This window comes from Idiomarina fontislapidosi (genome assembly GCF_003226255.1).
GTDB lineage: Bacteria > Pseudomonadota > Gammaproteobacteria > Enterobacterales > Alteromonadaceae > Idiomarina > Idiomarina fontislapidosi.
On the sequence record NZ_QJST01000010.1, the window covers coordinates 18695 to 43284 of the forward strand.

Annotated in this window: 22 protein-coding genes; 15 read left to right on the plus strand and 7 right to left on the minus strand. The window is 47.6% G+C overall.

Features of this window, described 5'->3' with window-relative positions:
* Positions 1 to 6: 6 nt before the first annotated feature.
* The 5 genes from hslU to priA all read right to left on the minus strand — a co-directional run bounded on the left by hslU (position 7) and on the right by priA (position 6619).
* Positions 7 to 1350 carry an ATP-dependent protease ATPase subunit HslU gene (gene hslU / locus DFP83_RS10340; protein ID WP_110575429.1) on the minus strand — a complete coding sequence of 448 codons (1344 nt, stop codon included), beginning with the start codon at positions 1348 to 1350 and terminating at the stop codon, positions 7 to 9.
* 10 nt (positions 1351 to 1360) lie between these two features.
* A complete protein-coding gene (gene hslV / locus DFP83_RS10345; RefSeq protein WP_110575560.1) occupies positions 1361 to 1906 on the minus strand; it encodes an ATP-dependent protease subunit HslV in 546 nt (181 codons plus the stop codon).
* Positions 1907 to 2031: 125 nt separating this feature from the next.
* Positions 2032 to 2595, minus strand: a complete 564-nt coding sequence (locus DFP83_RS10350) for an SPOR domain-containing protein (protein WP_110575431.1) — start codon at positions 2593 to 2595, stop codon at positions 2032 to 2034.
* A gap of 3 nt (positions 2596 to 2598) precedes the next feature.
* Complete coding sequence (argS, locus tag DFP83_RS10355) at positions 2599 to 4341, minus strand: arginine--tRNA ligase (RefSeq protein WP_110575433.1); 1743 nt, start codon at positions 4339 to 4341, stop codon at positions 2599 to 2601.
* A gap of 82 nt (positions 4342 to 4423) precedes the next feature.
* A complete protein-coding gene (gene priA / locus DFP83_RS10360; protein ID WP_110575435.1) occupies positions 4424 to 6619 on the minus strand; it encodes a primosomal protein N' in 2196 nt (731 codons plus the stop codon).
* 171 nt (positions 6620 to 6790) lie between these two features.
* Between priA and rpmE the strand changes: the two genes are divergently transcribed.
* Together rpmE and DFP83_RS10370 are read left to right on the plus strand one after the other, a co-directional pair.
* Entirely contained in the window at positions 6791 to 7003 is a 213-nt protein-coding gene (gene rpmE, locus DFP83_RS10365) for a 50S ribosomal protein L31 (protein WP_006954592.1), read from the plus strand.
* Between the two features lie 252 nt (positions 7004 to 7255).
* Positions 7256 to 8500, plus strand: coding sequence for a malic enzyme-like NAD(P)-binding protein (locus tag DFP83_RS10370; protein ID WP_110575436.1), 1245 nt, complete (start codon positions 7256 to 7258; stop codon positions 8498 to 8500).
* Here DFP83_RS10370 and metJ read toward each other — a convergent pair.
* Positions 8497 to 8823: a met regulon transcriptional regulator MetJ gene (gene metJ / locus DFP83_RS10375; protein ID WP_110575438.1), complete on the minus strand. Its 327-nt coding sequence runs from the start codon at positions 8821 to 8823 to the stop codon at positions 8497 to 8499. The genes DFP83_RS10370 and metJ overlap by 4 nt on opposite strands.
* Before the next feature lie 174 nt (positions 8824 to 8997).
* Here metJ and DFP83_RS10380 point away from each other — a divergent pair, with 174 nt between their 5' ends.
* Complete coding sequence (locus DFP83_RS10380; protein WP_110575440.1) at positions 8998 to 11436, plus strand: bifunctional aspartate kinase/homoserine dehydrogenase II; 2439 nt, start codon at positions 8998 to 9000, stop codon at positions 11434 to 11436.
* Here the strand turns inward: DFP83_RS10380 and DFP83_RS10385 are convergent.
* Positions 11433 to 13892 (minus strand): penicillin-binding protein 1A, encoded by a 2460-nt coding sequence (locus DFP83_RS10385; RefSeq protein ID WP_110575442.1) that lies wholly within the window; start codon positions 13890 to 13892, stop codon positions 11433 to 11435. The genes DFP83_RS10380 and DFP83_RS10385 overlap by 4 nt on opposite strands.
* 140 nt (positions 13893 to 14032) lie before the next feature.
* On the opposite strand from DFP83_RS10385, the gene DFP83_RS10390 reads away from it, so the two are divergent.
* The 12 genes from DFP83_RS10390 to DFP83_RS10445 all read left to right on the plus strand — a co-directional run bounded on the left by DFP83_RS10390 (position 14033) and on the right by DFP83_RS10445 (position 24205).
* Entirely contained in the window at positions 14033 to 14746 is a 714-nt protein-coding gene (locus tag DFP83_RS10390; protein ID WP_110575444.1) for a hypothetical protein, read from the plus strand.
* Entirely contained in the window at positions 14734 to 15216 is a 483-nt protein-coding gene (locus tag DFP83_RS10395) for a hypothetical protein (protein ID WP_110575445.1), read from the plus strand. Before DFP83_RS10390 ends, DFP83_RS10395 begins: the two co-directional genes overlap by 13 nt.
* Positions 15213 to 15998 carry a hypothetical protein gene (locus tag DFP83_RS10400; protein ID WP_110575447.1) on the plus strand — a complete coding sequence of 262 codons (786 nt, stop codon included), beginning with the start codon at positions 15213 to 15215 and terminating at the stop codon, positions 15996 to 15998. Before DFP83_RS10395 ends, DFP83_RS10400 begins: the two co-directional genes overlap by 4 nt.
* Positions 15999 to 16012: 14 nt before the next feature.
* Positions 16013 to 17239 carry a type IV pilus secretin PilQ gene (locus tag DFP83_RS10405; RefSeq protein ID WP_241971630.1) on the plus strand — a complete coding sequence of 409 codons (1227 nt, stop codon included), beginning with the start codon at positions 16013 to 16015 and terminating at the stop codon, positions 17237 to 17239.
* A gap of 119 nt (positions 17240 to 17358) precedes the next feature.
* Positions 17359 to 17889: a shikimate kinase AroK gene (aroK, locus tag DFP83_RS10410; RefSeq protein WP_110575449.1), complete on the plus strand. Its 531-nt coding sequence runs from the start codon at positions 17359 to 17361 to the stop codon at positions 17887 to 17889.
* Between the two features lie 20 nt (positions 17890 to 17909).
* Positions 17910 to 18980, plus strand: coding sequence for a 3-dehydroquinate synthase (gene aroB / locus DFP83_RS10415; protein WP_110575451.1), 1071 nt, complete (start codon positions 17910 to 17912; stop codon positions 18978 to 18980).
* A gap of 24 nt (positions 18981 to 19004) precedes the next feature.
* Entirely contained in the window at positions 19005 to 20471 is a 1467-nt protein-coding gene (locus DFP83_RS10420) for an SPOR domain-containing protein (protein WP_110575453.1), read from the plus strand.
* 57 nt (positions 20472 to 20528) lie between these two features.
* The gene (locus tag DFP83_RS10425) at positions 20529 to 21398 is read left to right on the plus strand and encodes a Dam family site-specific DNA-(adenine-N6)-methyltransferase (protein ID WP_110575455.1); all 870 of its coding nucleotides are present in this window, start codon (positions 20529 to 20531) and stop codon (positions 21396 to 21398) included.
* Complete coding sequence (locus DFP83_RS10430; RefSeq protein ID WP_110575457.1) at positions 21395 to 21850, plus strand: GNAT family N-acetyltransferase; 456 nt, start codon at positions 21395 to 21397, stop codon at positions 21848 to 21850. Before DFP83_RS10425 ends, DFP83_RS10430 begins: the two co-directional genes overlap by 4 nt.
* On the plus strand, positions 21847 to 22524 hold the full coding sequence (locus DFP83_RS10435; protein WP_110575459.1) for a class I SAM-dependent methyltransferase: 678 nt from the start codon (positions 21847 to 21849) through the stop codon (positions 22522 to 22524). The genes DFP83_RS10430 and DFP83_RS10435 overlap by 4 nt, the downstream gene beginning before the upstream one ends.
* Positions 22521 to 23009, plus strand: a complete 489-nt coding sequence (locus DFP83_RS10440; protein ID WP_110575461.1) for a peroxiredoxin — start codon at positions 22521 to 22523, stop codon at positions 23007 to 23009. Before DFP83_RS10435 ends, DFP83_RS10440 begins: the two co-directional genes overlap by 4 nt.
* Positions 23009 to 24205 (plus strand): BaiN/RdsA family NAD(P)/FAD-dependent oxidoreductase, encoded by a 1197-nt coding sequence (locus DFP83_RS10445; protein ID WP_110575463.1) that lies wholly within the window; start codon positions 23009 to 23011, stop codon positions 24203 to 24205. Before DFP83_RS10440 ends, DFP83_RS10445 begins: the two co-directional genes overlap by 1 nt.
* Positions 24206 to 24590: the final 385 nt, after the last annotated feature.

Consider the following 24590-nt stretch of genomic DNA (forward strand, 5'->3'; position numbering starts at 1 on the left):
AGTCGCTTACAGAATGAAGCGGCTGAGATCCTCATCTTGAGAGAGCTCGCCGATATGTTTGTCGACGTATTGCGCATCAATACTGATGCTATCACCGCTGTGGTCGGTAGCGTTAAAAGAGATTTCTTCCATCAAACGCTCAAGTACCGTATGTAAACGACGAGCACCAATGTTTTCGGTCGTTTCATTCACATGGAAAGCAATTTCTGCAATCCGCTGAATGCCATCTTCGGTAAAGCCGATTTCAACACTCTCAGTGTTTAACAGGGCTTTATACTGAGTCGTCAATGACGCATTAGGCTCTGTAAGAATACGCACGAAATCACCACTTGTCAGCGCATCCAATTCCACGCGAATCGGTAAACGGCCTTGCAGTTCTGGAATCAGATCCGAAGGCTTACTCATTTGGAACGCACCCGAAGCGATAAACAGAATATGATCCGTGCGAATCATGCCATGCTTGGTATTCACCGTAGTGCCCTCGACTAACGGCAGCAAGTCACGTTGCACACCTTCGCGTGAAACGTCGGGACCACTGGTATCTCCGCGCTTACAAATCTTGTCGATTTCATCCAAGAAGACGATACCGTTTTGCTCAACCGATTCAATCGCAGCTTCTTTAACCTCATCAGGGTTAAGTAACTTCGCTGCTTCTTCATCGATTAATTGCTTAAACGCATCTTTAATCTTCATTTTGCGTTTTTTGGTCTTGTCGTTGCCCATGTTTTGGAACATGTTCTGTAGCTGCGACGTCATTTCCTCCATGCCCGGAGGTGCCATAATTTCGACGCCCATCTGCGGCATCGCCAAATCAATTTCGATCTCTTTGTCGTCTAAACTGCCTTCACGCAGTTTTTTACGGAAGACTTGGCGCGAGTGACGCTGATCATCATGACCTTTATCCTCTTCAGCGCCCCATCCGCCAGACGTGCGCGCAGGTGGCAGTAGCACATCAAGAATACGATCTTCTGCGGCTTCTTCAGCGCGATAACGCACTTTCTGCATCATATCTTCGCGCTTTTGCTTCACTGCGACATCGGTTAAATCTTTAATGATCGACTCGATTTCCTTACCGACATAACCGACTTCGGTAAACTTCGTCGCTTCCACTTTGATAAAGGGCGCACGCGCAAGTTTAGCCAGGCGGCGCGCGATCTCGGTTTTACCGACACCGGTTGGACCGATCATTAGAATATTCTTAGGCGTAACTTCATTACGCAAATCATCACCAAGCTGCATTCGACGCCAGCGGTTACGAAGTGCAACAGCCACCGCGCGTTTAGCCTTATCTTGACCGATAATATGTCGGTTCAACTCATCAACTATTTCTCTTGGGGTCATATCTGACATCGTTTATCCCCTACTTACTTTTTGAAGCAGCGATGGATTGCTGCTCTTCGATGGTTTGATGGCCATTTGTGTAAACACAAATGTTGCCCGCAATAGTGAGCGCTTTTTCTACAATGTCGCGCGCCGATAACTCGGTATTTTCCAGCATCGCCGTTGCGGCAGCTTGGGCATAAGGTCCGCCCGAGCCTATCGCGATAAGATCATTTTCTGGCTGCACAACATCACCATTACCGGTGATAATTAATGACGTTTCTTTATCCGCCACTGCAAGCAGCGCCTCTAATCGACGAAGTGCACGGTCGGTGCGCCAGTCTTTAGCGAGTTCAACGGCTGCGCGCATCAAATTACCCTGGTGTTGTTCCAGTTTTGATTCGAAACGCTCAAATAATGTAAATGCGTCGGCGGTTCCGCCCGCAAAACCGGCGAGAACTTGGTCATGATACAAGCGGCGTACTTTCTTCGCGTTACCTTTCATGACGGTGTTGCCGAGTGATACTTGGCCATCGCCACCAATCGCGACTTTATCGCCGCGTCTTACGGATACTATCGTGGTCAAAACAAAACCCTCTCTAGCTAATGCGGTGAGTTGCATCGAGTGATGCAACACGATTATTAGCTATTTGAGGGTTTAGTAATGAGATTTCAAGGCATCTGACGATGCCTTTGCAGTTTTATGACGTTTTAATCGAGGTTCCAGTTCCAAATTGCACAACCGTATATCTTCGCTCGTTGCAATTTATGGCGGTCACGTTCGGCGGCACGTTTGGTTTCGTAAGGTCCTAAAATCACACGGTACCACAGGCCGTTCTTGCCCTCGGTACCACGCACTTGGCTCTCTAGACCTGCCATCGCTATTTCGGCGCGCAGGCGTTCGGCATCCGATTGCTTTCTAAACGAACCACACTGCATTAGCTTAGGTGGACCAAGCTCACGTTCGGGTACATCGACCTCAACTTGTTTGCTTTCGAGTTCTTCGATGTATTGCCACTTTTCTTGTGGTTTAACAGGTAGGTCATCAACTGCTTGCGCATTCTCCTGCTCCGCGAGCGCTGAATTATCACCATCACCTTTAATCGTAATTAAGCCGTATACGAACGCAGCGATCAGCGCAATTACAATAACCACAGCCACCCATGGGACCTGTTTAGTCTGCTTAGGCGCCGCGCCACGAGTCGACTTCCCGCGTTGAGACGTCGACTTACCTGACTTCTTTTTAGGTTTTGGTTTACGGTTCGCGTAATCCATAACTTACATCTTTTCTAGCGTTGGAATACCAAGCAAGGATAGACCTTTTTCGAGCGTGTTCGCGGTTAAACGCGCCAGCTTGAGTCGGCTGTTACGTACCGCTTCATCCTCTTGATTAAGGATCGGGCATGCCTCGTAGAAGCTTGAGAAGTAACCTGCAAGCTCAAATAAGTAACCACATAAGAAGTGTGGCATTGCTTTATCAAATACGCGGTTAACCACTTCCTCAAACCGAACCAGTTGATTGGCTAGCGCAAGCTCACGCTCATCTTCTAACAGCCAGTCAGCGTCCATATCAAATGAACGCTCGCCTAACTTGTCAAAAATACTATTCACGCGAGTAAACGCATAAAGTAGATAAGGTGCAGTATTGCCCTCGAATGTGAGCATCAGGTCCCAGTCAAAAATATAGTCTGAGGTTCTGTTTTTTGATAAGTCAGCATATTTAACAGAACTGATACCGACCACTTTAGCGACCGCTTCTTGCTGTTCAGCCGTCAAATCAGAGTTTTTCTGCTGCAATAATTCAAGCGCTCGGCGTTCTGCTTCATCCAACAGATCGGCCAGTTTGGTCACGCCACCATCACGGCTCTTATAAGGGCGTCCATCCTTGCCCATCACAGTGCCGAAGCCGTAGTGTTGTGTTTCTATATCGCCTTCAATGAACTTTGCCTTACGCGCTAAGGTAAAAATTTGCTCAAAGTGCAATGACTGACGTGCATCGACAAAATACATCAGATAGTCGCCACCCAGCTCTTTTTGACGATATTGGATTGCAGCAAGGTCAGTGGTCGCATACAAATAACCACCACCCTTTTTCTGCACAATAATCGGAAGGGGTTCGCCTTCTTTACCTTTAAACTCGTCTAAAAATACGCATTGCGCGCCTTGGTCTTCTACTAACAGCCCTTGCTCTTTAAGATGTTCGATAACACCGGGCAGACGGTCGTTATAAGCACTTTCGGCCATCACATCATCACGGGTTAACTTCACACCCAAACGATCATACACTTCCTGACAGTGCGTCAGCGACACATCAATAAATTGATTCCACAGCTTCAAGCAATAGTCATCACCTGACTGGAGCTTGACGACTAGTTCACGTGCCCGCTCAGCAAAATCTTCGCTCTCGTCGAAGCGCTTTTTGGCAGCTTTATAAAAAGTTTCTAAATTACTAAGCTCATAGTTAGCCGCTTCGCTATCCAGCTCTTCCATGTGCGCAAGCAACATACCGAACTGTGTGCCCCAATCACCCACGTGATTCTGACGAATAACAGTATGACCCAACATTTCGGCAGTACGCGATACGGCATCACCAATAATCGCTGAACGTAAATGGCCGACATGCATTTCTTTAGCTAAGTTAGGTGACGAATAATCAATCACGATCGTCTTAGGATTATCAGCTGCTTGAACACCGAGATCCGCACTGCTGAGCATCGCAGTCAGCTGACCTTTTAGCTGATCTTGAGCAATGGTGAAGTTAATAAATCCAGGCCCTGCGATGTCCGTTTTCGCGATCAACGTATTCGCTGGTATCGCCGCAATCACTTTTTCGGCGAGTTGACGAGGATTCATTTTTGCTGGCTTTGCCAACATTAACGCTAAATTAGAGGCAAAGTCGCCGTGCGACTTATCTCGGGGTCGGTCCAACTGAATCTTCACGGTTTGGTCCGTAGGAAGAATACCGTCAGCTTTTAATTGGCCCACAGCATCAGTAATTAACTGTTCGAGTTGTTCTTTCATCGACACGACTACCTGTATTAACGTTAAAAGGGAAAGAAAAGTGATTCACAATAAGAGGGTTAGTTTACCTGTTTTTGCGCGTTTATGTGAAGTCTTGTGGATCAATGTCTAGCGACCATCGTATGCGATTGAGAATACTCAAGTTTTCCCATTGACTCAGTAAATACTTTGTCACTTGGTAGCGCTGTTTCCGTGAACTGGTTTGCAGTATCCACTGATAACGATAACGACCCGCTCGTTTTTCCATGAGTGCAGGAATAGGACCTACGCCCATCACACCGTCAACTTGGGGCAAACATGCGGCCATTTGCTCTAGCGCTTCAACCACTTGCGCTTTGTCGGTACTTTCGGCTCTTACCAACGCCCAATGTTTAAACGGTGGGAGTGATGTAGCTTGGCGCTCTGCCAATGCCGTTAGCGCAAAGTGTTGATAACCGTTGTTGAGTAAGTCCTGCACCAGATCATGCTCGGGATGATGCGTTTGTAGCACAACACGGCCGCGCTTATGAGCACGTCCGGCACGCCCTGAGACCTGCGTAAATAGCTGGGCTAACCGCTCAGGCGCACGAAAGTCGGCACTGTACAACGCGCCATCGACATCCAACAGAGCAACCAAGGTCACATTCGGAAAATGATGCCCCTTGGCCAGCATCTGGGTGCCAACCAATATATGGTGCTTGTGCTCCGAGGCAGACTTTAAATGCGCATCAAGCTCGCCCTTACGCCGAGTTGAATCTCGGTCGATACGTAACACACTGTGCTCGGGAAACCGTTCATTTAAGAAGTCTTCGAGTTGCTCAGTGCCCACGCCGTGCGAAATAAGATGGGTTGAGCCGCATTGCTCACATTGCTTGGGAACCGGGCGTTGGCTGTCACAGTGGTGACAATGCAGTCGGCGCTGCGCTTGGTGTAACGTATAATAAGCATCACACCGTTTACATTGGGCAATCCAACCACACTCATGGCACATCAGCGCCGGAGCAAAGCCGCGTCGGTTAAGAAACAACAGCACTTGATTATGTTTATTCAGCTCGGCTTCGATTTGTGTCAGCAAAGGCTCTGACAAGCCGGCTTGCATCGGTAAGCCTTTTAAGTCGATTAGCTCATGCTCAACCTGTTCGGCGACACCCGCACGTTGTGTTAACTGCAACCAATGGTATCGATGATTAACAGCGTTACTTAGGGTCTCAAGCGCGGGGGTCGCACTACCTAAAATGATAGGTATATCAAGTAGTTGAGCACGCTTAATGGCAATGTCTCGAGCATGATATCTAAAGCCGTCCTGCTGTTTGTAAGAGAGATCATGCTCCTCATCAACCACTATCATGCCTAAGTTTGCAAAAGGCGTAAAAATCGCAGAGCGAGTGCCAATAACGATCGCAGCGCGATTTGAGCGGCTGTTTAACCAAGCATGCAAACGCTCGGTATCGTTCAAGTTAGAATGCAACACCTCAACAGGCACATCAAAGCGTTGCTTAAATCGCTTAATGGTCTGCATGGTCAAGCCAATCTCAGGCACCAACACCAGTACTTGGCGTCCCGCTGTGAGCACCTCTTCAATTGCTTGCAAGTACACTTCGGTTTTACCGCTGCCCGTGACTCCTTCCAATAAACAGCATGCATGGCCATCAATTTGCTTTATCGCGCTCAGCGCTACCGCTTGCTCTTGATTGACAGCTAAGGGGTCCTCACTGAGCGCCATGGTCCAATGTTGTTGCGCATCAAGCATCGGCGTTTCTTCAACGCTGACCACCCAACCCTTGTCGCAGGCGGCCGTCACAACGGTCGTGCTGATTTGTGCTTGCTTGACCTGAGTTGCACTTAACCGTCCTTGTTGCAATAGCTCAATTAATTGCTTTTGCTTAGGCGCCCGCTTAAGCGCATGCTCGTCGACATCAGGCGCATTTGACGTCAGCTCAAAATACGTAATAGGTGCGTAACCGATGGGCTTACCTTGACGTAATAACACAGGTAAGGCATTCGCAAACACATCACCTTGACTGTGCTGATAATAGTCTGCCGACCAGCTCAATAGTTGCCACAGCTCCGGCTGCCACACCGCATCATCATCGAGTTGAGCCACAATGGGTTTAGCCTCAAAGCCCTGAGGGTCTGTTGCACGGGTCTCTGTAATGATGCCTATCAGCTGACGCTGACCAAACGGCACTCGCACGCGAGCCCCAAGCACAGCTGGCTTGGCCAAGGTATACTGATAGGTAAAGACGCGCCGCAATGGCAGCGGTAAAGCGACTTCAATATAGTGCGGACTCTGTGTCATGCCGCTATTCTGAAACGCAATGAACGATAAAACAAGCGCAATAAGCCTCTTGAATGATCAGTGAAGATCGCATAAAATGCCGCGCTCTTAAACATTGTTGTTTTTTTACACATGGTGTCCTGCGCAAAAGAGGCGACTGGATAGCGATGTGGCCCAACTTGAGGTATTCCCATGAAACAAGGTATTCACCCTAAGTACGAAGCAATCAAAGTAACTTGCTCGTGCGGTAACGAATTTGAAACTCGTTCTACTCGCGTAGAAGATCTACACATCGACGTATGTTCTGAGTGCCACCCATTCTACACTGGTAAGCAGCGTGTTATGGACACTGGTGGTCGTGTCGACAAATTCAAGAAACGTTTTGGTACATTGGGCAAAAAATAATTGCTCGTACACAAAACGTATTAAAACGAGCAGTTCAGCACGTTTTAATGAAAAAGGCGCCAAATGGCGCCTTTTTTCGTTTCTCTCTCGCCTACACCATGCATTGTTAAAGAAAAGTTAACTGGTGCGATTTTAAACACATCAAAAGTTAGACCGACATAATGAGGCCTGATAAGCAGGTAAGATTTGTTATTTTCTTATTTGCCTTTATCCTTATGCTTCATCCTTTATTCATTTTGTCAGGTTGCCTAAATGTCAGATTTCCGCCAGAAAGCTTTGGATTACCATCAGTATCCCACTCCCGGTAAAATCTCGGTTGAGCTCACCAAACCGGCGGACTCCGCCAAAGACTTAGCGCTTGCGTATAGTCCTGGGGTCGCCGAACCTGTAAGAGCGATTGCTGAAGATCCAGACAATGCGTATAAATACACTGCAAAAGGCAACATGGTCGCGGTGATCTCTAATGGCACGGCGATTCTTGGGTTAGGTAATTTAGGCCCACTCGCCTCTAAGCCGGTGATGGAGGGCAAGGCACTCTTGTTTAAACGCTTTGCCGGTCTCGATTCAATTGATATTGAAGTGTCACACCGCACCACTCAAGACTTCATTAACACGGTAGCTAACATCGCTGACACCTTTGGCGGTATTAACCTCGAGGATATAAAAGCCCCCGAGTGTTTTGAGATTGAACAAGCCCTTATCGAAAAATGTAACGTCCCAGTGTTTCACGACGACCAGCATGGTACTGCCATCGTAACAGCCGCTGGCATGCTAAATGCGCTTGAAATTCAGGGTAAGTCACTCAAGGACGCGCGCATTGTGTGCATGGGCGCAGGTGCCGCTGCTATCGCATGTATGGAGTTGCTCATTAAGTGTGGCGCACAGCGTGAACATATTTATATGCTGGATTCTAAGGGCGTCATCCACACACGCCGTGAAGATCTCAACGAATACAAAGCCTTATTTGCCAATAACACCGATAAACGGACACTGGAAGAAGTGATTGAAGGCGCGGATCTCTTCTTAGGCGTATCGGGTCCTGATTTACTCGCACCCGAGGCTCTTAAACTGATGGCCGAGAAGCCTATTGTGTTTGCCTGCTCTAACCCAGACCCAGAAATTAAACCTGAATTAGCACAAGCAACGCGTGACGACATTATTCTCGGTACAGGTCGTTCCGACTATCCAAATCAGGTGAATAACGTGCTGTGTTTTCCTTTCATGTTTAGGGGCGCGCTCGATGTCCGCGCCACCGCGATTAACGATGAAATGAAAATAGCGGCAGTCGAGGCAATCCGCCAGCTGGCAAAAGAAGAGGTGCCGGACGCGGTTAAAAAGGCGGCAGGTATTGATGAACTGACCTTCGGTCCGGATTACATTATCCCTAAACCGATGGATCCACGTTTATGTCAGCGTGTCGCTAGAGCAGTAGCCGAGGCAGCGGTCGCATCGGGTGTTGCAAAAATTCCGCTGCCTGATAACTACATGAAAGATTAAGGGGTATCGAGCTCGTCATCCGCAGGAATTGGAAGTCCGCGGGCTTCTAATTCCTCTCTTACCGCTTTAGGGATTTTATTTGGGTTCGTTTTTTCCAAGTCAGCGTCGGTTGGCAGCGGTTGACCCGTAAAAGCATGTAAAAACGCTTCGCAGAGTAATTCGCTGTTCGTAGCATGACGCAAGTTCTTAACTTGGCGGCGGGTTCGCTCATCGGTGAGCACTTTAAGCACGCGAGTCGGTATTGATACTGTTACTTTTTTTACCTGCTCGCTCTTTCGCCCATGCTCAGCGTAGGGATAGATATAGTCACCATTCCACTTCATCGTGAGAGTCCTGCCTTAGTCAAAAACCATATAAGTTATATTGAATTTTACTCAATCCCAGATGAAGGTCAAATTTTATCCGTCTAGATGGCTAAAATTTGCTGACATTTGTTGTTTGATGTTTTAGCCTTAGTGAATACATCAGTTAATTCATATATTTGAGGGGTATCGCCAATGAGCGTAGAGCCGAGCTTAGACCAGATTCGAACGGTTGCAGATAACGTTCAAGTGCATAAGTTTGGCGGCAGTAGTTTGGCTGACGCTTTTTGTTATCGTCGAGTAGCACGCATTGTAACCGAATATGCAGGCGCAAGCGATGTCGTTGTTGTTTCAGCGGCAGGCGACACTACAAACCGCATTCTTGCAATCATCAAAGCACAACGAGAGTCGGGCGATACAGCAGATATACTGCTGGACCAACTTGAGCGCTTCCAGCAAGGCTTAATCACCGAGCTACTGGGTACTGAATTCGCATCCCCTCTACTCGAGCAATCAACAATCGATTTTCAACGCTTTCGCGATTTTGTATCGGGTGAAGAGCATATTGAACACGAAGCTGAACTGCTGTCATACGGCGAACTTTGGTCCGCTCGATTGCTCGCAGCACTCCTTAGAAAGCAAGGCACAAAAGCAGAACACATTGACGCGCGTGACTTCCTGAAAGCGGAAGATGCACCCGAACCGATTATTCAGGAGCTCGAATCACGTCATAACTTGCTCAATCGTGTCGCTCCTTTCCCAGGCACACGTTTTATTGTGACGGGTTTTATTGCACGTGGCTTGCAAGGCGAGAGCCTCACGCTTGGACGGAACGGCAGTGACTATTCGGCAACCTTGGTCGGCAGCTTACTGAATTCGAAGCAAGTCACTATCTGGAAAGATGTTGCCGGCGTTTATTCAGCCGATCCTCGCAAAATTGAACGCGTTGTAAGCTTACCGACATTAGATTGGAGTGAAGCAGAAGAGCTGGCTCGCTTGGGCAGCCCCGTCTTACACCCACGCACCTTTCAACCCGTTGATCGGGACCGCATGGTGATTTCTGTTCGCTCAAGTTTAAAGGTCGAAAACCAACAAACGCGGATTGGCAACTTTGAACACACCGAACCTAAAGGTAAAGTCTTTACGTCGTTATCTGAAGTCGTGTTGTTCAAAGTAGAGCTCAATGATCGCGAGTTAGTAAAACAGCTCGAAGCATTAGATTTAACACCACTCGTGAGTTGGACCGAGCCAGAAAAACACCAACAGTATTTAGTGTTTCACCAGAACCACTTGAACTATATAAGCCAGTGGCTTGAACGTATTAAAGCGGGCAATGCGGTCACACAAATCCACGGTTACTCAATGGTCGCGCTAGTGGGTAACCGAATTCAAGAAACAGACCAGTACAACACCTTTAAACTGCAACTCGATGATCAGCAAGTACGTCGTTTTGCCGTCAGCGAGGATGGTTGTTCAGCCGTTGCAATTCTAGAGCAAAAGCTCGATAACCGTTTGCTGAACCGTCTGCATAGCCAGCTGTTTAATTACCGCCGGAGCCTCGGGGTACTGGTTATTGGTCGCGGTAATATTGGTACCGCATGGCTCGACCTATTCCGCCAACAACGTGACCGCATTAACCAAGTGATGGATGTGCGCGTCATTGGCATCGCCAACTCTAAAAAGCTGTGGCTTGATTACAGTGGAGTAGAGCTGAATGATTGGCAGGCAGGTTTTGACCGTTTATCACGCCCTTATGTTCTAACTGAATTACTGCGTGAATTGCCTAATGCACCTTACGACGAGCTGGTCATGATTGATTTAACGGACGCTAAGCCCGTTGCACAGCTGTATCCGAGTTTATTCGCCAACGGTCTGCATATTATCAGTGCCAACAAACGTGCGGGCTCTGCAGAGGAGTCTCTGTATCGTGAGATTCGTACAATTCAGCATGAATACAAGCGTGAGTGGCTATACAACACTACGGTAGGCGCAGGTTTACCACTCAACTACGCCATCAATGATTTACGCGGGTCAGGCGACGAAATTCGCAGTATTTCAGGGATCTTCTCTGGCACCATGTCATGGCTGTTTGAGAACTTCACCGATGGCGTTAAGTTCAGTGATTTAGTGTTAGAGGCTAAAAAGCGCGGTTACTCTGAACCCGATCCGCGCGAAGATCTGTCATGTCAGGATCTGGTGCGTAAACTGCTAATTCTAGCGCGTGAAATCGGTCTCAACCTCGATTGGGAAGATATCAGTGTCAGCAGCTTAGTCCCAGAGAGCTTACGCGATATCTCAGCAAGTGAGTTCTTAGAGCGAGCTGAAGAACTCGATGAGCCAATGGACCACATGCTCAAAGAAGCCGCAAAAGAGGGCAATGTACCGCGTCTACTAGCAAGCTTCTCAGTCTCTGAAGAGGGCCGTGTCAGCGCAAAAATTGGAGTAGAGTATATTCCAGCTGGCGATATGCTTGCCAACCTCATTCCTGGTGAAAATATCTTTGTGATATATACCGACTGGTATTCAGAGATGCCGCTAGTGATCAGCGGACCAGGCGCCGGCAAGCATGTTACCGCGGGCGGTGTGCAATCTGACCTTAACCAATTACTAGCGAAACTAACGGTGACGGGTTAAAACAACCCGTCTTCGTTATTAAATATGTCTTTATTATCGCGCTCATCTTGAGCATATTCATTAGGCTCAGTGCCACTGATGAAATATTCGAAACGACTGGTATAGTCGTTTCGATGCGATAACTTCCCAGTTTCCATATCGATACGCACACTCACCACATTCGGTGGGATAGTAAAGTCTTCTGCGGGGAACTGACCGACCGCTTTTTCCATATAGAGAATCCAACCGGGTAATGCCGTTTTTGCACCGGCTTCGCCGCCCGATATGGGTTGCTCTTTACTGCTCAAAAGTGGGTTCATTGTTGTGCTACCCAAAGCCCTTGAGACATCATCAAAGCCTACCCAAGTCGTCGTCACGAGCCCAGTCGTAAAACCCGAGAACCACGTATCTTTTACATCATTAGTGGTACCGGTTTTACCGGTAATCGCGCGGCCAGTGACATTAACGATAGGTTTAGCCCGCTGAATACGCCAAGAAGTACCATTCCACCCGGTTTTGTGCGCCCAGCTACCACCGCCCCAGACGGCTGAGTTCATTGCTTGAGTCACTAAAAACGCATTCTGCTCAGAGATTATTCGAGGCGCTGGATTGTCACAGGTCTCACAAGCGACTTGCGGCTCGGCTTCATATACCACCTCACCGTCACCATTCTCTATTCTCTCGATAACATATGGCTCAATCAGATAGCCGCCGTTCGCAAAGGTCGCGTAGGCACGTGCCACTTCCATCGGCGTCATCGATAACGAACCTAACGAAATCGACTCATTTTCGGGAATTGAATCACGCGGAATACCAAATTTGGCAATATGATCTGCTGTAGTTTTAACACCCACTTCTCGTATTAAACGGACAGACACTACGTTTTTAGACTTCGCCAATGCTTTCCGTAAACGAATAGGTCCCTCATACACATCAGGCGAGTTTTTGGGCCGCCAAGCAATGCCGGCGCCAGGATTCCACTGATTGATGGGCGCATCATTCACTAAGGTCGCCAGGGTAAATCCTTGTTCAAAGGCAGCCGAATAAATTAATGGCTTGATGTTAGAGCCTACTTGTCGCGCTGCCTGTAACGCACGGTTGTATTGGCTCAGGTTGAAGCTATAGCCACCGACGACTGCGGCAACCGCACCATCTTGTGGCTGGAGAGACACAATTGCAGAGCTCGGTTCAGGAATCTGCGCTAATCGAAGCCGGTTATCCTCTCCTACTGTACGCACATAAATCACATGACCGGGTTGCATAATATCCGACGCCAGCTCGGGAGGTTCTCCCTGACGCTCTTCATTTAGGTATGGACGCGCCCACTTCATTGCATCCCAACCTAAGGTGGTGAGTTGCTCATCACCCTTGATCATAATTTGCGCCGATTGCTCCTCGACCTTAACCACAACAGCAGGTGTGACCGCACCAAAACGCTCAACACGGTCTAAGTATTTAATAATTTCGCTCTGATTTAGTGCTGGCTTACCTTCTTCGGTACTCCATAACACACTCACCGGACCTCGATAGCCATGACGCTCGTCATATCCATGCAGGTTGTCCCAAATCGCTTGCTGCGCGGCTAACTGCACATCACTACGTACACTGGTGTACACGTTATAACCGCCGTTGTAGGCTTCCTCCTCGCCAAACCGATCGACCATATCCTGGCGCACGACTTCAGCCAGATACGGTGCATTTACGGTCACTTCAGCGCCGTGGCGTCGCGCAGTGACAGGGGCGTCAACCGCCTCATCAAACTGAGCGCGAGTAATTTTTTTCTCGTCGAGCATACGCAGTAAAACGACACGACGACGTGCCTTCGACGCTTCGGGGTTGCTGATTGGATTTAGGTTCGAAGGCGCTTTAGGTAACCCTGCGATGGTAGCCATCTGTGCCAGCGTTAACTCACTTAACGACTTGCCGTAGTACACCTGTGCCGCGGCTCCGACACCGTATGCACGATGGCCAAAGGCAATTTTGTTTAAATAGAGCTCGAGAATTTCGTCTTTTGTAAGCAGCTGCTCAATGTGTAACGCGATAAAGGTTTCTTTAATTTTTCGCATCCAGGCGCGATCAAAACTTAAGAAAAAGTTTCTCGCCAACTGCATGGTGATAGTACTCGCACCTTCTTTCACTTCACCGGTGGTGACTAACACTCCAAATGCACGAGCAACACCGATAGGGTCGACACCAAAGTGCTGATAAAACCGGCTGTCTTCCGTCGCGAGAAATGCATCGACCATCGTTTGAGGCACATCCTCAAGCTTCACGGGGATACGGCGTTTTTCGCCGAACTGCGAAATCATTTGACCATCTTTTGTGAATACCTGCATGGGGGTTTGCAGTTTCACTTCTCTTAATGTTTCGACACTCGGCAGTTCAGGCTTTACATAAAGATAAAGCCCGCCCACAGCCAGTATTCCCAATACGCCCAAGATGGCGGCTATCCATGCGAATCGCTTTAAAAACCTCAAAAAATTACCCCGTTACTGTGACGTTGTTGAATATCTGACACATCTGTTCGACCAACTATTATGGCTGATTTTTAAACTAAACACTACGCTTGCAGCCGTTAACACAATACAAAATTTGACTGCATTAATGGCCCATATTCATGAAAGCTGTACTAACTGCTGCATTAATCGATAACGACCACACCTCGTTACTTTCGCTCAAGCTTAAACGAGGACAATTCGTGCCAAATGAGCGCGCTGATAAACCCATTTCTCAGGTTAACTGGCATCGTTATAGAGCGCGTCTTTGCCTTGTCATACCAAGCCAGTTTGTTCATCTAAACTATTCACCCAATGCGGCTCTTAAACAACAGCAAGTATCTCCGCTGTATCAAGATTCGCTTGCTTTGCCTGGGTCAGGTTCTCTGCGGGTCACAGGTCACGAGGAGGCGATAGAACGGCTCACTCAACAGCTACCTGTCACCGCACAAGTACTCGAACCTGCTGCTCAGGCGTGGGTACGTTACAGTAATTATATACTGCCTTCTTTACTCCCTTACACCGAGTCGAAGCGTGCAATCACGGAGTGGGTGATCCTTTGCAAGGAACAAACCCTTTATATTCTGCTACGAGTAGAGCATGGGGTTCTAGTGTCTTTACACTCGCTTTCACGTATAGATGCCATTCGTTTGGAACCCCTACCCGCGATGATACTTAGCTACTTATCGTCTAGCGAGGATAGCCTGGCTAAGGCATGCCTTGCGCAGTTTAACGGTGTTTGGGTAAACATCAATTCAACGAACCAAAGTGAGCACTCCTCATGTTCGCTTCTGTTCGGCGCTGCTTTACGAGGCTTTTTCCCTTGGCATGGATAAACCTTGCCGACTGGCAACGCGCTCAAAACCAGCTTTGCTGGCGACAGCGACGCAGAACGCTCTATGCGTTAGGCCTGTTAAACTTTGCGTGCACCCTGATAGTGAGTTTACCTTTATTTCTGCAACTGTTTGCTAAGGATCTTGACCAAACTCAATTAAAGGTCAAGCAGTGGTATCAAACCCGGCAAAGTGTGTTATCCCAAGCAACGCAAACTCAAGAAGCTGCGTTGCGCAACCAGCGCCAAGTACAGCACTTGAGTCAGCTCGTTTCTCTCGAAGAAACCAGCTTATCAGGGTTCAGGCTTAAGCAAGCGCGCTGGACCGCAAGTCAGCTTTCATTATTTGGCGACTACACAAACACCGAAATGCTTGCACATTTGGTTGAGTCGTTGCGGATAGAAGGTCAGCAGAGTGTTCAGCTGCAGTTGCAACCGCAGCGCCGTGCGCAATTAGATGTGTTTAAACCATGAAACACACATTCATTAACCCAACCATACTTTACTACGTGTCGTTGTGGCTCATGCTATGCGTGAGTCCTACCATTTTGCTAATAACTTCGTGGCTTTTAGATAATCAACACAGTAAAGCAGGAAAAATAATTCATGAACTGGTTGAAGAGATCACCTCTCTGCAGGACTCTCTGTCTTCTACAACTGAACTCACAAGTAGTGTTATATCGACCTCAGATTGGCTCGCTCACACTCTAAAAATTGCACAACGACACACAGTGAAGCAACAGTTGCCTTTTGTATCGGATTCTCAACTCCGGCTTCAATTGAATGGAACACCTGAGCAATTACATCAATGGATAACTGAATCCTTTCATTACTGGCCATCAAATCAGTTACATCCATTAGTTATTTCTAGCGTTGCCTATCATCGACTCAATAATGACGATGCCGAACTGTCGCTTGATTTTATTGAATCAGGACCCGCATTTGCTGCTCTGGACATTCCCGTCCCCGCGTCAAAGGGTGCGTGTGAGTTAAAGGGCCGAGGACAACCCTTGGGCGCTTGGCACGACCATAAACTCGTGGCGACGTTGGCGACCGATGACACCTTTTTTGCATATTTTCAAAACGCAGATGGTGGCTGGATTGTGGCAACGTCAGGCGACTACTTCCAATCACCAACCACCCTTATTACTGAAATTACTCGTGAGTCCGTCGCGTTTAAACAACTGGAGTACTTTCCGTGTGCAATTACAACATTCCAAAGCACAGTCAAGCGTGCAAACGATCCGACGTTTTAGGCTGGATTTATTTCGTGCTGATTTACACGTTGTGCTTTTTGCTGCCGACAATCGCCACGGCAAGCGATAAGCCTAATATTACATTGACGCTGAAGGATGTCGATTTAGTCACTGCCTTTGAAATAATTGCCGACAAAATCGAGCTTAACCTTATCGCTGATAAAGCCATACAGGAGACGGTCAGTTTGTCTGTCAGTGATGTCGATGCACTTGAGTTACTGCATCAACTTGCCGAAAGCTATGGTTTGACAATACGCATGAATAACAACCTAGTACGCGTCACACGAGCAACATCGACCCAGTCTGAAGTAGAGGCAACACAACAAGCGGCGCTGCCTCACCTAATACCCCTCAATCATGCGAAGGCAGAGGATATCGCCCAGCTTCTTTCAGAAAACGAGCAGCGTTTGCTTTCAAAACAAGGCGCAGTTTCGATTGATGCGCGAACCAATACGCTGATTTTGAAAGAGTCTCCCGCTTACATGGAAGGCATTAAACAATTAATCGCGCAACTTGATGTACCGGTCAAGCAAGTCATGATCGAGGCGCGTATGGTCACTATGAAAAGTAATGCCATTGAGCAATTCGGTGTTCGTTGGGGCGACCTGACGACTCTTCGAGAAGCGGGAAACAGCACACAGATCATTGAGGGCATGCGTGTTGACTTACCCTCCGTTCCTGCCGCGGGACGCTTTAAAGTAAATGTCGGCAAACTCTCCGATGGCTTATTGCTCGATCTCGAACTCTCAGCGATGGAACAAGATAATCAAGCAGACATTATCGCGAAGCCAAAGATTTTCACCTCTAACCAACAACCGGCTTATATCGAGCAAGGCACCGAAATTCCGTATGTCGAGAGCGCTGCCTCGGGCGCTACCGCTGTGAAATTCAAAAAGGCGGTCATGGGATTGAGGGTCACTCCACAAATCACATCGAACGACTATGTAATGCTTGATTTGACCATTACACAAAATACCCGTGGCGATACCGTATCAACGCCAACAGGCCCCGCAGTGGCTATCGATACTCAAGAGATGGCGACTCGTGTGTTAGTAAAAAGTGGCGAAACGATTGTACTGGGTGGAATTTTTCAGCAATATGAGTTGAAGGATGATACAAGTGTCCCCATATTGTCCTCGTTGCCGCTTGTCGGTAATCTTTTTAAAAATCAGCGTGAACAATCAGAAAAACGTGAACTGGTTATTTTCGTTACACCCACGCTGTTAAGTGAATCGGAATAAATTTGCTAAAATGCAATCTAATTGAGATAATCCCGCTTCTTTTCGTTGAGTTGGGGGACGTCTCCAGACACTCCGGATTCGTGATTTACAGCTAATTTAACAGTGATGTAAGCAGGAATATGGCTGAGAAACGTAATATTTTTCTTGTCGGCCCAATGGGCGCCGGCAAAAGTACGATTGGTCGTCAAATTGCCAGACAACTTCATTTAGATTTCTACGATTCAGATACAGAAATTGAACGACGCACCGGCGCTGACATCAGCTGGGTTTTTGAGCTGGAAGGTGAAGAAGGCTTCCGAGTGCGGGAAGAAAAAGTCATTGAAGAACTGACTGAGCATATGGGCATTGTTTTAGCGACAGGTGGTGGTTCGGTCATGAGCAAAGAAAGCCGTAACCGTCTTTCTGCTCGTGGCGTTGTCGTGTATTTAGAAACGACCATCGATAAACAATTGGCTCGTACACAACGCGACAAGCGTCGTCCTCTTATTGCCGAGGCAGACGATCCGCGTAAGGTGCTTGAAGAGTTGGCTGAAGTACGCAACCCGCTGTACGAAGAGATAGCGGATATTGTGGTACGCACTGACGAACAAAGTGCCAAAGTCGTCGTGAACGAGATTATTGAACAACTTGGGGTTAACGGTTTAGGTTAACCTCTTTGGGGAGCTGTGTTATGACCAATGTACATGTTGAGTTGGGCGAACGCAGCTACCACATTCATATTGCCGCCGATAATCTACGCCAACTTAAGACGCTGCTACCTGACTTAAACAAAAATGTGTTCGTGCTAAGCAACCCGACTGTCGCTAAACACTATTTTGCGCAGGTCGAAGAAGCTCTTGTCGAGCACCACCTCGTATTGTTTGAGATGGACGATGGTGAGCAGTACAAAAGTCTGTCTTCGTTTGAAGCAATTACCAATAAACTGATTGCCGAAGGATTTAGCCGAGATTGCGCCATCGTTGCTTTAGGTGGCGGAGTGGTAGGCGACTTAGCGGGCTTTGTTGCTGCAACCTATCATCGTGGCGTGGACTTCTATCAAATCCCCACAACGCTACTTTCTCAAGTTGACTCATCGGTTGGCGGTAAAACAGCGATCAATCATCCACAAGGCAAAAACCTCATTGGTGCGTTTTATCAACCCAAAGCCGTTGTCATCGATCTGAATTGTTTAGCGACCTTGACTGAACGCGACTACCGCAGTGGTCTGGCGGAAATCGTAAAGTACGGCATCATTTATGACGCCGACTTCTTTCAATGGCTCGAACAACACGCCGATGCACTGTCAAAGCGAAGCGAATCAGCGCTGCAATACGCTATTCAGCGCAGCTGCGAAATTAAAGCAGAAATTGTTGCTAAAGACGAACGTGAGTCAGGTATTCGTGCGTGGCTAAATTTAGGGCACACCTTTGGTCACGCAATTGAAGCGGCGACTGAATACGGTGACTGGACACACGGCGAGGCTGTTGCAGCTGGCACTATTATTGCATCTAAGCTATCAGAGAAAACACAGCGGATGTCTTCGTCAGATTTCCGTCGCGTGCTAAACCTGATGTCAACGTTACAGTTGCCAACGCAAGCGCCTAACATGGCTTTTGCAGACTGGCTTAGCTACATGAAGCGCGATAAAAAAGTTAAAGATAATCGAATTAACTTTGTGCTACCGCTCGGCCTTGGTAAGGCGGAAGTCACTAACAACCTAACTGACGAGGAGCTAGCCGCTGTGCTGACTGAATGTTGCTAGAACGCATCACATAGGAAGCATATTATGCCGGCTAACGCCTACTCATCACATATCGTCGCAGCACCTGTTAAATCCAAGCCTTCACAACAGGCGGTGATTGATCGCTTGCATGAACACTGTCAACACAGTGACACCTTGGTGCTACTGCACGGTCCCCAAGGTAGCGGTAAATCAACTATCAGTGAGTTATTTGTTGAGCAAGCCTCTAATTATGCCGAGTGCGCTTGGGTGCAAGTTTCAGAACGTTCATCGGTAGAACGTTTGCGAGCGCAAATTCTTAATCAACTTTTTGGTACCATCAGCTTAAATGATGAAACCCTAAGTCGTGAAATACAGCGCCAGCGCCCGCTGAATCATGCGGTGATTGTGATCGATAACGGTGAACTGATGCCGGACACCTTTTTGGCTGAGTGTGTCAACACGGTCAACCAACTCTGTGCACTAGGACAGCGCGTAAGCATCGTCATTTCTGCCGAGTCGCGTTGGGTTTTTCAGCAAACACCACCACCGCAATTACGTGTAAAGCGACCCGAATTAGTTGAGATTCCTCCATTAGGTAAAGAAGAGCAGATGCGCTTTATTCAGGCACTCTTACCCGAACGCCAACGCGCACTTTGGAACCTCGATAAAATTCAGCAATTTTTAGCCACTATCAATGGCTACCCCGGCGAAATTCAGCAGCGTTTGCAGTTGAAGCTGATGACCCAGTCACAGCGTTACGCTGAGCCTGAAGAGGTCGATCACGACAGTTTTTCGAGTCAATTAGCCCATGAAGAGGATAATCTTGAATCGGCGTCGCCGAAAGGCAATGTGCCTATCGTTAAAATTCTCGCAGCGAGTATCACGTTAGCCTTAGCGGGCTTAGCGGCATTAAACTACCAAGCGATTCTCGACTATTTTAGTCCTCAGGAGGATGCAACTTCAACGGTGGTAACGGCGCCTGAAAAAGACACTAGCCCGGCAGAGGACACAGCAAGCAAGACCGTACAGCAGGAGCTCCCACGCTTTGAGCCAATTCAGTCAAATCAGTTTGAAATGTTACCGGCCGAGCTAGCAACGTCCTATCGCGAGGCGCTGCACTCCCTTAACCGCGTAGCCGCATCAGAGAGCGATCCGCGTGAGGTCGAGCTTCAGCTGATTAACGATAAACGCTCCTTACAAGAAGCGGAGCCGCCCACACACGCTCATTCGTTGACTGACCGTCAATGGGTGGCGCAACAGCCGCCTCAAAATTATGCCGTACAGCTCACAATTGCTAGCGATAAACCAACCTTGATGGAATTCATAACGCGGAACGAGCTCACCCAACAAGCACGTATTTATCAACGTCAAAAAGATAACAGCTTTGTCGTTATCTTAGGGAGCCACAACACGATTGACGCGGCGCGTGCAGAGGCGGCCGCACTACCAGACGCTTTAAGGGCTTTAGGTCCTTGGGCTAAATCTTATGCTGTGATTCAACAGGAACAAGGGCAGGCAAGCGGAGAGTAATTTTCATATGTTTGGCTTTCGGGTACACTAGTCTTTCAATCCACCAAAGGCCGGCTAATGAAACGAAATCGGGCATTTTTAAAATGGGCAGGAGGCAAGTACGGCCTGGTTGAGCCCATCAAGGCGTGTTTGCCCGAGGGGCGTAAGTTAATTGAGCCTTTTGTTGGTGCAGGTTCAGTATTTCTGAACACTGATTATGACCGTTATTTACTTAACGACATCAACCCCGATCTCATCACACTGTACCAGTTTGTGAAGCGCCGCCCGAAAACATTTATAACCGATGCGCAGCGATTTTTTACACCGCGTAATAATCAGCAAGACGCCTATTACGCGCTCAGAAAGTCATTTAATGAGAGTAATGACCCGTATTACCGTTCGCTACTGTTCTTATACTTGAACCGACACGGCTATAACGGCCTATGTCGCTATAATAGCCGCGGTATATTTAACGTCCCATTTGGCGACTATCGTAAGCCTTACTTTCCAGAGGCAGAAATAGAAGTTTTTGCAGAAAAAGCAAAGCGTGCTAAGTTCGTCTGCAGCTCTTTTGAACAAGTGTTCAGGAGAGCGAGGAAAGGCGATGTTATATACTGTGACCCGCCCTATGCACCACTTGTACAAGCGAGCAACTTTACCAGTTATGCGACAGGTGGATTCAGTTTAGATGAGCAAAGTGAATTAGCTCGACACGCATTACGGGCAGCTTGTAAACGGCAGATTCCTGTACTAATAAGTAATCACGATACGCCGTTAACACGCGCATTGTACGAGCAGGCAAAAATCAGTAGTCTGAAGGTTGCTCGTAATATTAGCCAAAAAGGTGACGCACGCAAACCCGTCGCAGAACTTTTGGCACTGTTCTCCCACGAACATCAACGTAATGTGATTCCAATTAAACGTGACATTAAAAAAGTAGGGACATGAACTGGTTTTTAAGAACTTTTGACGAATTAAACACCCATCAGCTCTATGAAATTCTAAATATCCGCCAAGACGTTTTTGTTGTAGAACAAAACTGTCCATATTTAGACGCTGATGGTACTGACTTCGACGCTGAGCACCTTTTTGCACGCAATGAAAGTGGTAAGATGGTCGCTTATGCACGTATATTCAAAGCATCACAAGGTTGCTCGCCCTCAAAAATTGGTCGGGTACTGACCACCGCCGACGCCCGACGTTTAGGTTTGGGGCGAGAGCTCATGCAACGCGCCATCGACTACCTTGACTCACGTGCCCCTGATAACCCGATTCAAGTGCAAGCGCAGACTTACTTGAGAGATTTTTACCAATCGTTCGGATTTGAAGCCATTAGTGAAGACTATCTTGAAGATGATATTCCACACGTTGATATGCAACGAGCTGCGAAGCATTCATGAGCGCCGACTTTCAGCTAAAGCAAACTAATAACGGCCTGGAGCTTGTCTGGTTAACAGGTCCAAAAGCAATTAAACCGCTAAGTTTAGACTTTAGAGTGGGAAAAGCCGGTTATCGCGCGGTTCACTCAAGTTTAAAGTCAGAGTCGCTGATAAAGGCGCTCGGCATTACTGGTAAGCGTAAACCTAGGGTGTTAGATGCGACAGCAGGATTAGCTCGCGACGCGCTAATGGTCGCTGCTTTTGGTTCATCAGTTGATTTAATTGAGCGCCACCCGTTAGTACGTGCTTTACTGAGAGATGCCATTAATCGTGGGCGGGCTGGCACAGACAAAATTGCTGATTGTTGCGAGCGTATGCAACTGCTCGACTTTCAGCATGTAAATCAAGTGCCAGCTCAGCAATATGATGTGGTATACCTAGACCCGATGTATCCGAAGTCGGGCAAGCAGCGCGCCCAAGTGAAAAAAGACATGCAAATGTTTCAACAATTAGTTGGTGCTGATGAAGATGCCGACGAGTTATTAGATCCTGCTTTGCAAGCTGCTAAATATCGCGTCGTGGTTAAACGTCCCGATCATGCCGACTTTCTAGGGCAAAGAGAACCGAATACGCAAATTATCAGTAAAAAGCATCGATTTGATGTTTATATAAAGCAAGGATTCGAACAATTATGATTAAAGAAAATGGTCTATTACCGTCTGGCTCACTCACCTCAAAAGGTGAATTAGGTATCCAACATTACGACCCGCAAGAGCTTTTCGCAAAAGGTACTCATGTCCTTTTTGCAGTGCCAGGCGCCTTTACTCCGACCTGTTCGGAGAAACACTTACCAGGGTATGTATCGCTTGCCCAAGAGTTTGCTGAACAAGGGGTTCAAAGCATCAACTGCCTTTCAGTTAATGACGCCTTTGTAATGAAAGCATGGGGTGATCAGCTGGGGATCGGAGATGAAGTTCGGTTATTGTCTGATGGTAATGGTGAGTATAGCCAAACACTCGGGTTAGCGAATGATACGGGTGCGTTTGGTGGTATCCGTTCAAAACGTTACGCCATGGTTATCGTCGACGGTATCGTGGAACACCTGTTCGTCGAAGACGAAAAACAATTTGAAGTCAGTGCCGCAAGATATGTGCTCGATGTATTGAAGTCAGAGCAGTAATGGCGTTATTTGATGTAGTGATTATTGGTGCGGGGGCTGCCGGTTTACACTGTGCAGCTCATGCCGCACGCAATGGTCTCAAAGCTATTGTCGTAGACCACGCTAAACAGGCGGGCAAGAAGATTCTGATTTCTGGTGGTGGGCGTTGTAACTTCACCAACATGTACGCGAGCCCAGAAAACTATCTCTCAAGTAACCCGCACTTCTGCAAATCTGCCTTGAGCCGTTACACCCAATGGGATTTTATTGGATTAGTCGCGGAATACCAGATCCCCTATGACGAGAAGACGCTCGGTCAGCTGTTCTGTGACGAGTCAGCTAAAGACATTGTGCGTATGTTGCTCGATGAGTGCGAACGTTACGGCGCCAAAGTACAGCTGAGAACCGAAGTGTTGGATGTTGACTACGAACAAGACACGTACCGTATTAATACCTCGCAGGGCCAATTGAGCGCCAGCAAGTTAGTCGTTGCCTGTGGCGGACTCTCTATGCCTAAGCTCGGTGCTACGCCGCTGGGGTACCAAATTGCGGAACAGTTCGGTCACTCGATTGTCCCTGTACGCGCTGGCTTAGTGCCGTTTACCCTGCATCCGCCCGAAAAGGAAGCGTTTGCCGAGCTCGCCGGTGTATCAATGGATGTTGCAGCGAACGCCAACGATGGTCACTTTAGCGAAGCAATGCTATTTACCCACCGCGGCCTTTCAGGTCCTGCGATGCTGCAAGTTTCTTCGTATTGGCAACCCGGCGAGGCGATTACCGTTGATTGTTTGCCTGGTACCGATGCGCTTGAATGGTTACAAGAAAACCAAGCTAAGCAACCGAAAGCACAGCTCAATACCGTATTACAGCAGCTGTTCGCAAAGCGCGTCGTCACTCAACTGGGTGCCTATCATCAATGGCCCTTGACTCACCGACTCGCAAATATCAGCAAAAAAACCTTTCAAACCATCGCTGAACAGCTTAACCAATGGCAAATTAAGCCTAATGGCACTGAGGGTTACCGGACCGCAGAAGTCACGCTAGGCGGTGTTAATGTGGATGAAGTCAGTTCTAAAACAATGCAAAGTAAGTTGCAGCCTGGATTGTTTTTCATTGGCGAAGTACTCGATGTGACCGGCTGGCTCGGCGGCTATAACTTCCAGTGGGCATGGTCCAGCGCCTATGCGTGCGCGGAAGGGTTGGCTAATGTCAACTAAAAGTGAACTCTTTAAACGCCTTTTTATAGAAAATTAGGAGACCCTTTCAGTTGTCTCAAGGGTAAAACCTATGTCTAGTAATGAGAAAACGTTTTCATTTAATGTAGCAAATATAATTTGAATTTTGTTTTTTGTTGGTGTCCTAGTACTTTTTACAAATGCCAGTGTTTACAACGATATTACATACAAAAGCATTTTATCTATGTTATGTATTCCGACGTACATATACTTTATTTTTCACTCAATTAGAAAAATTAAAAAAAATAAGAACGACTACATTAAGATAGATGACAACCAGCTAATCTACAGAACTTCTAAGTGTAAAACGCGTGTTGCGATGAAAGAAATAACGAAGTCACATCTGATTCACAACCTCATGAATAAA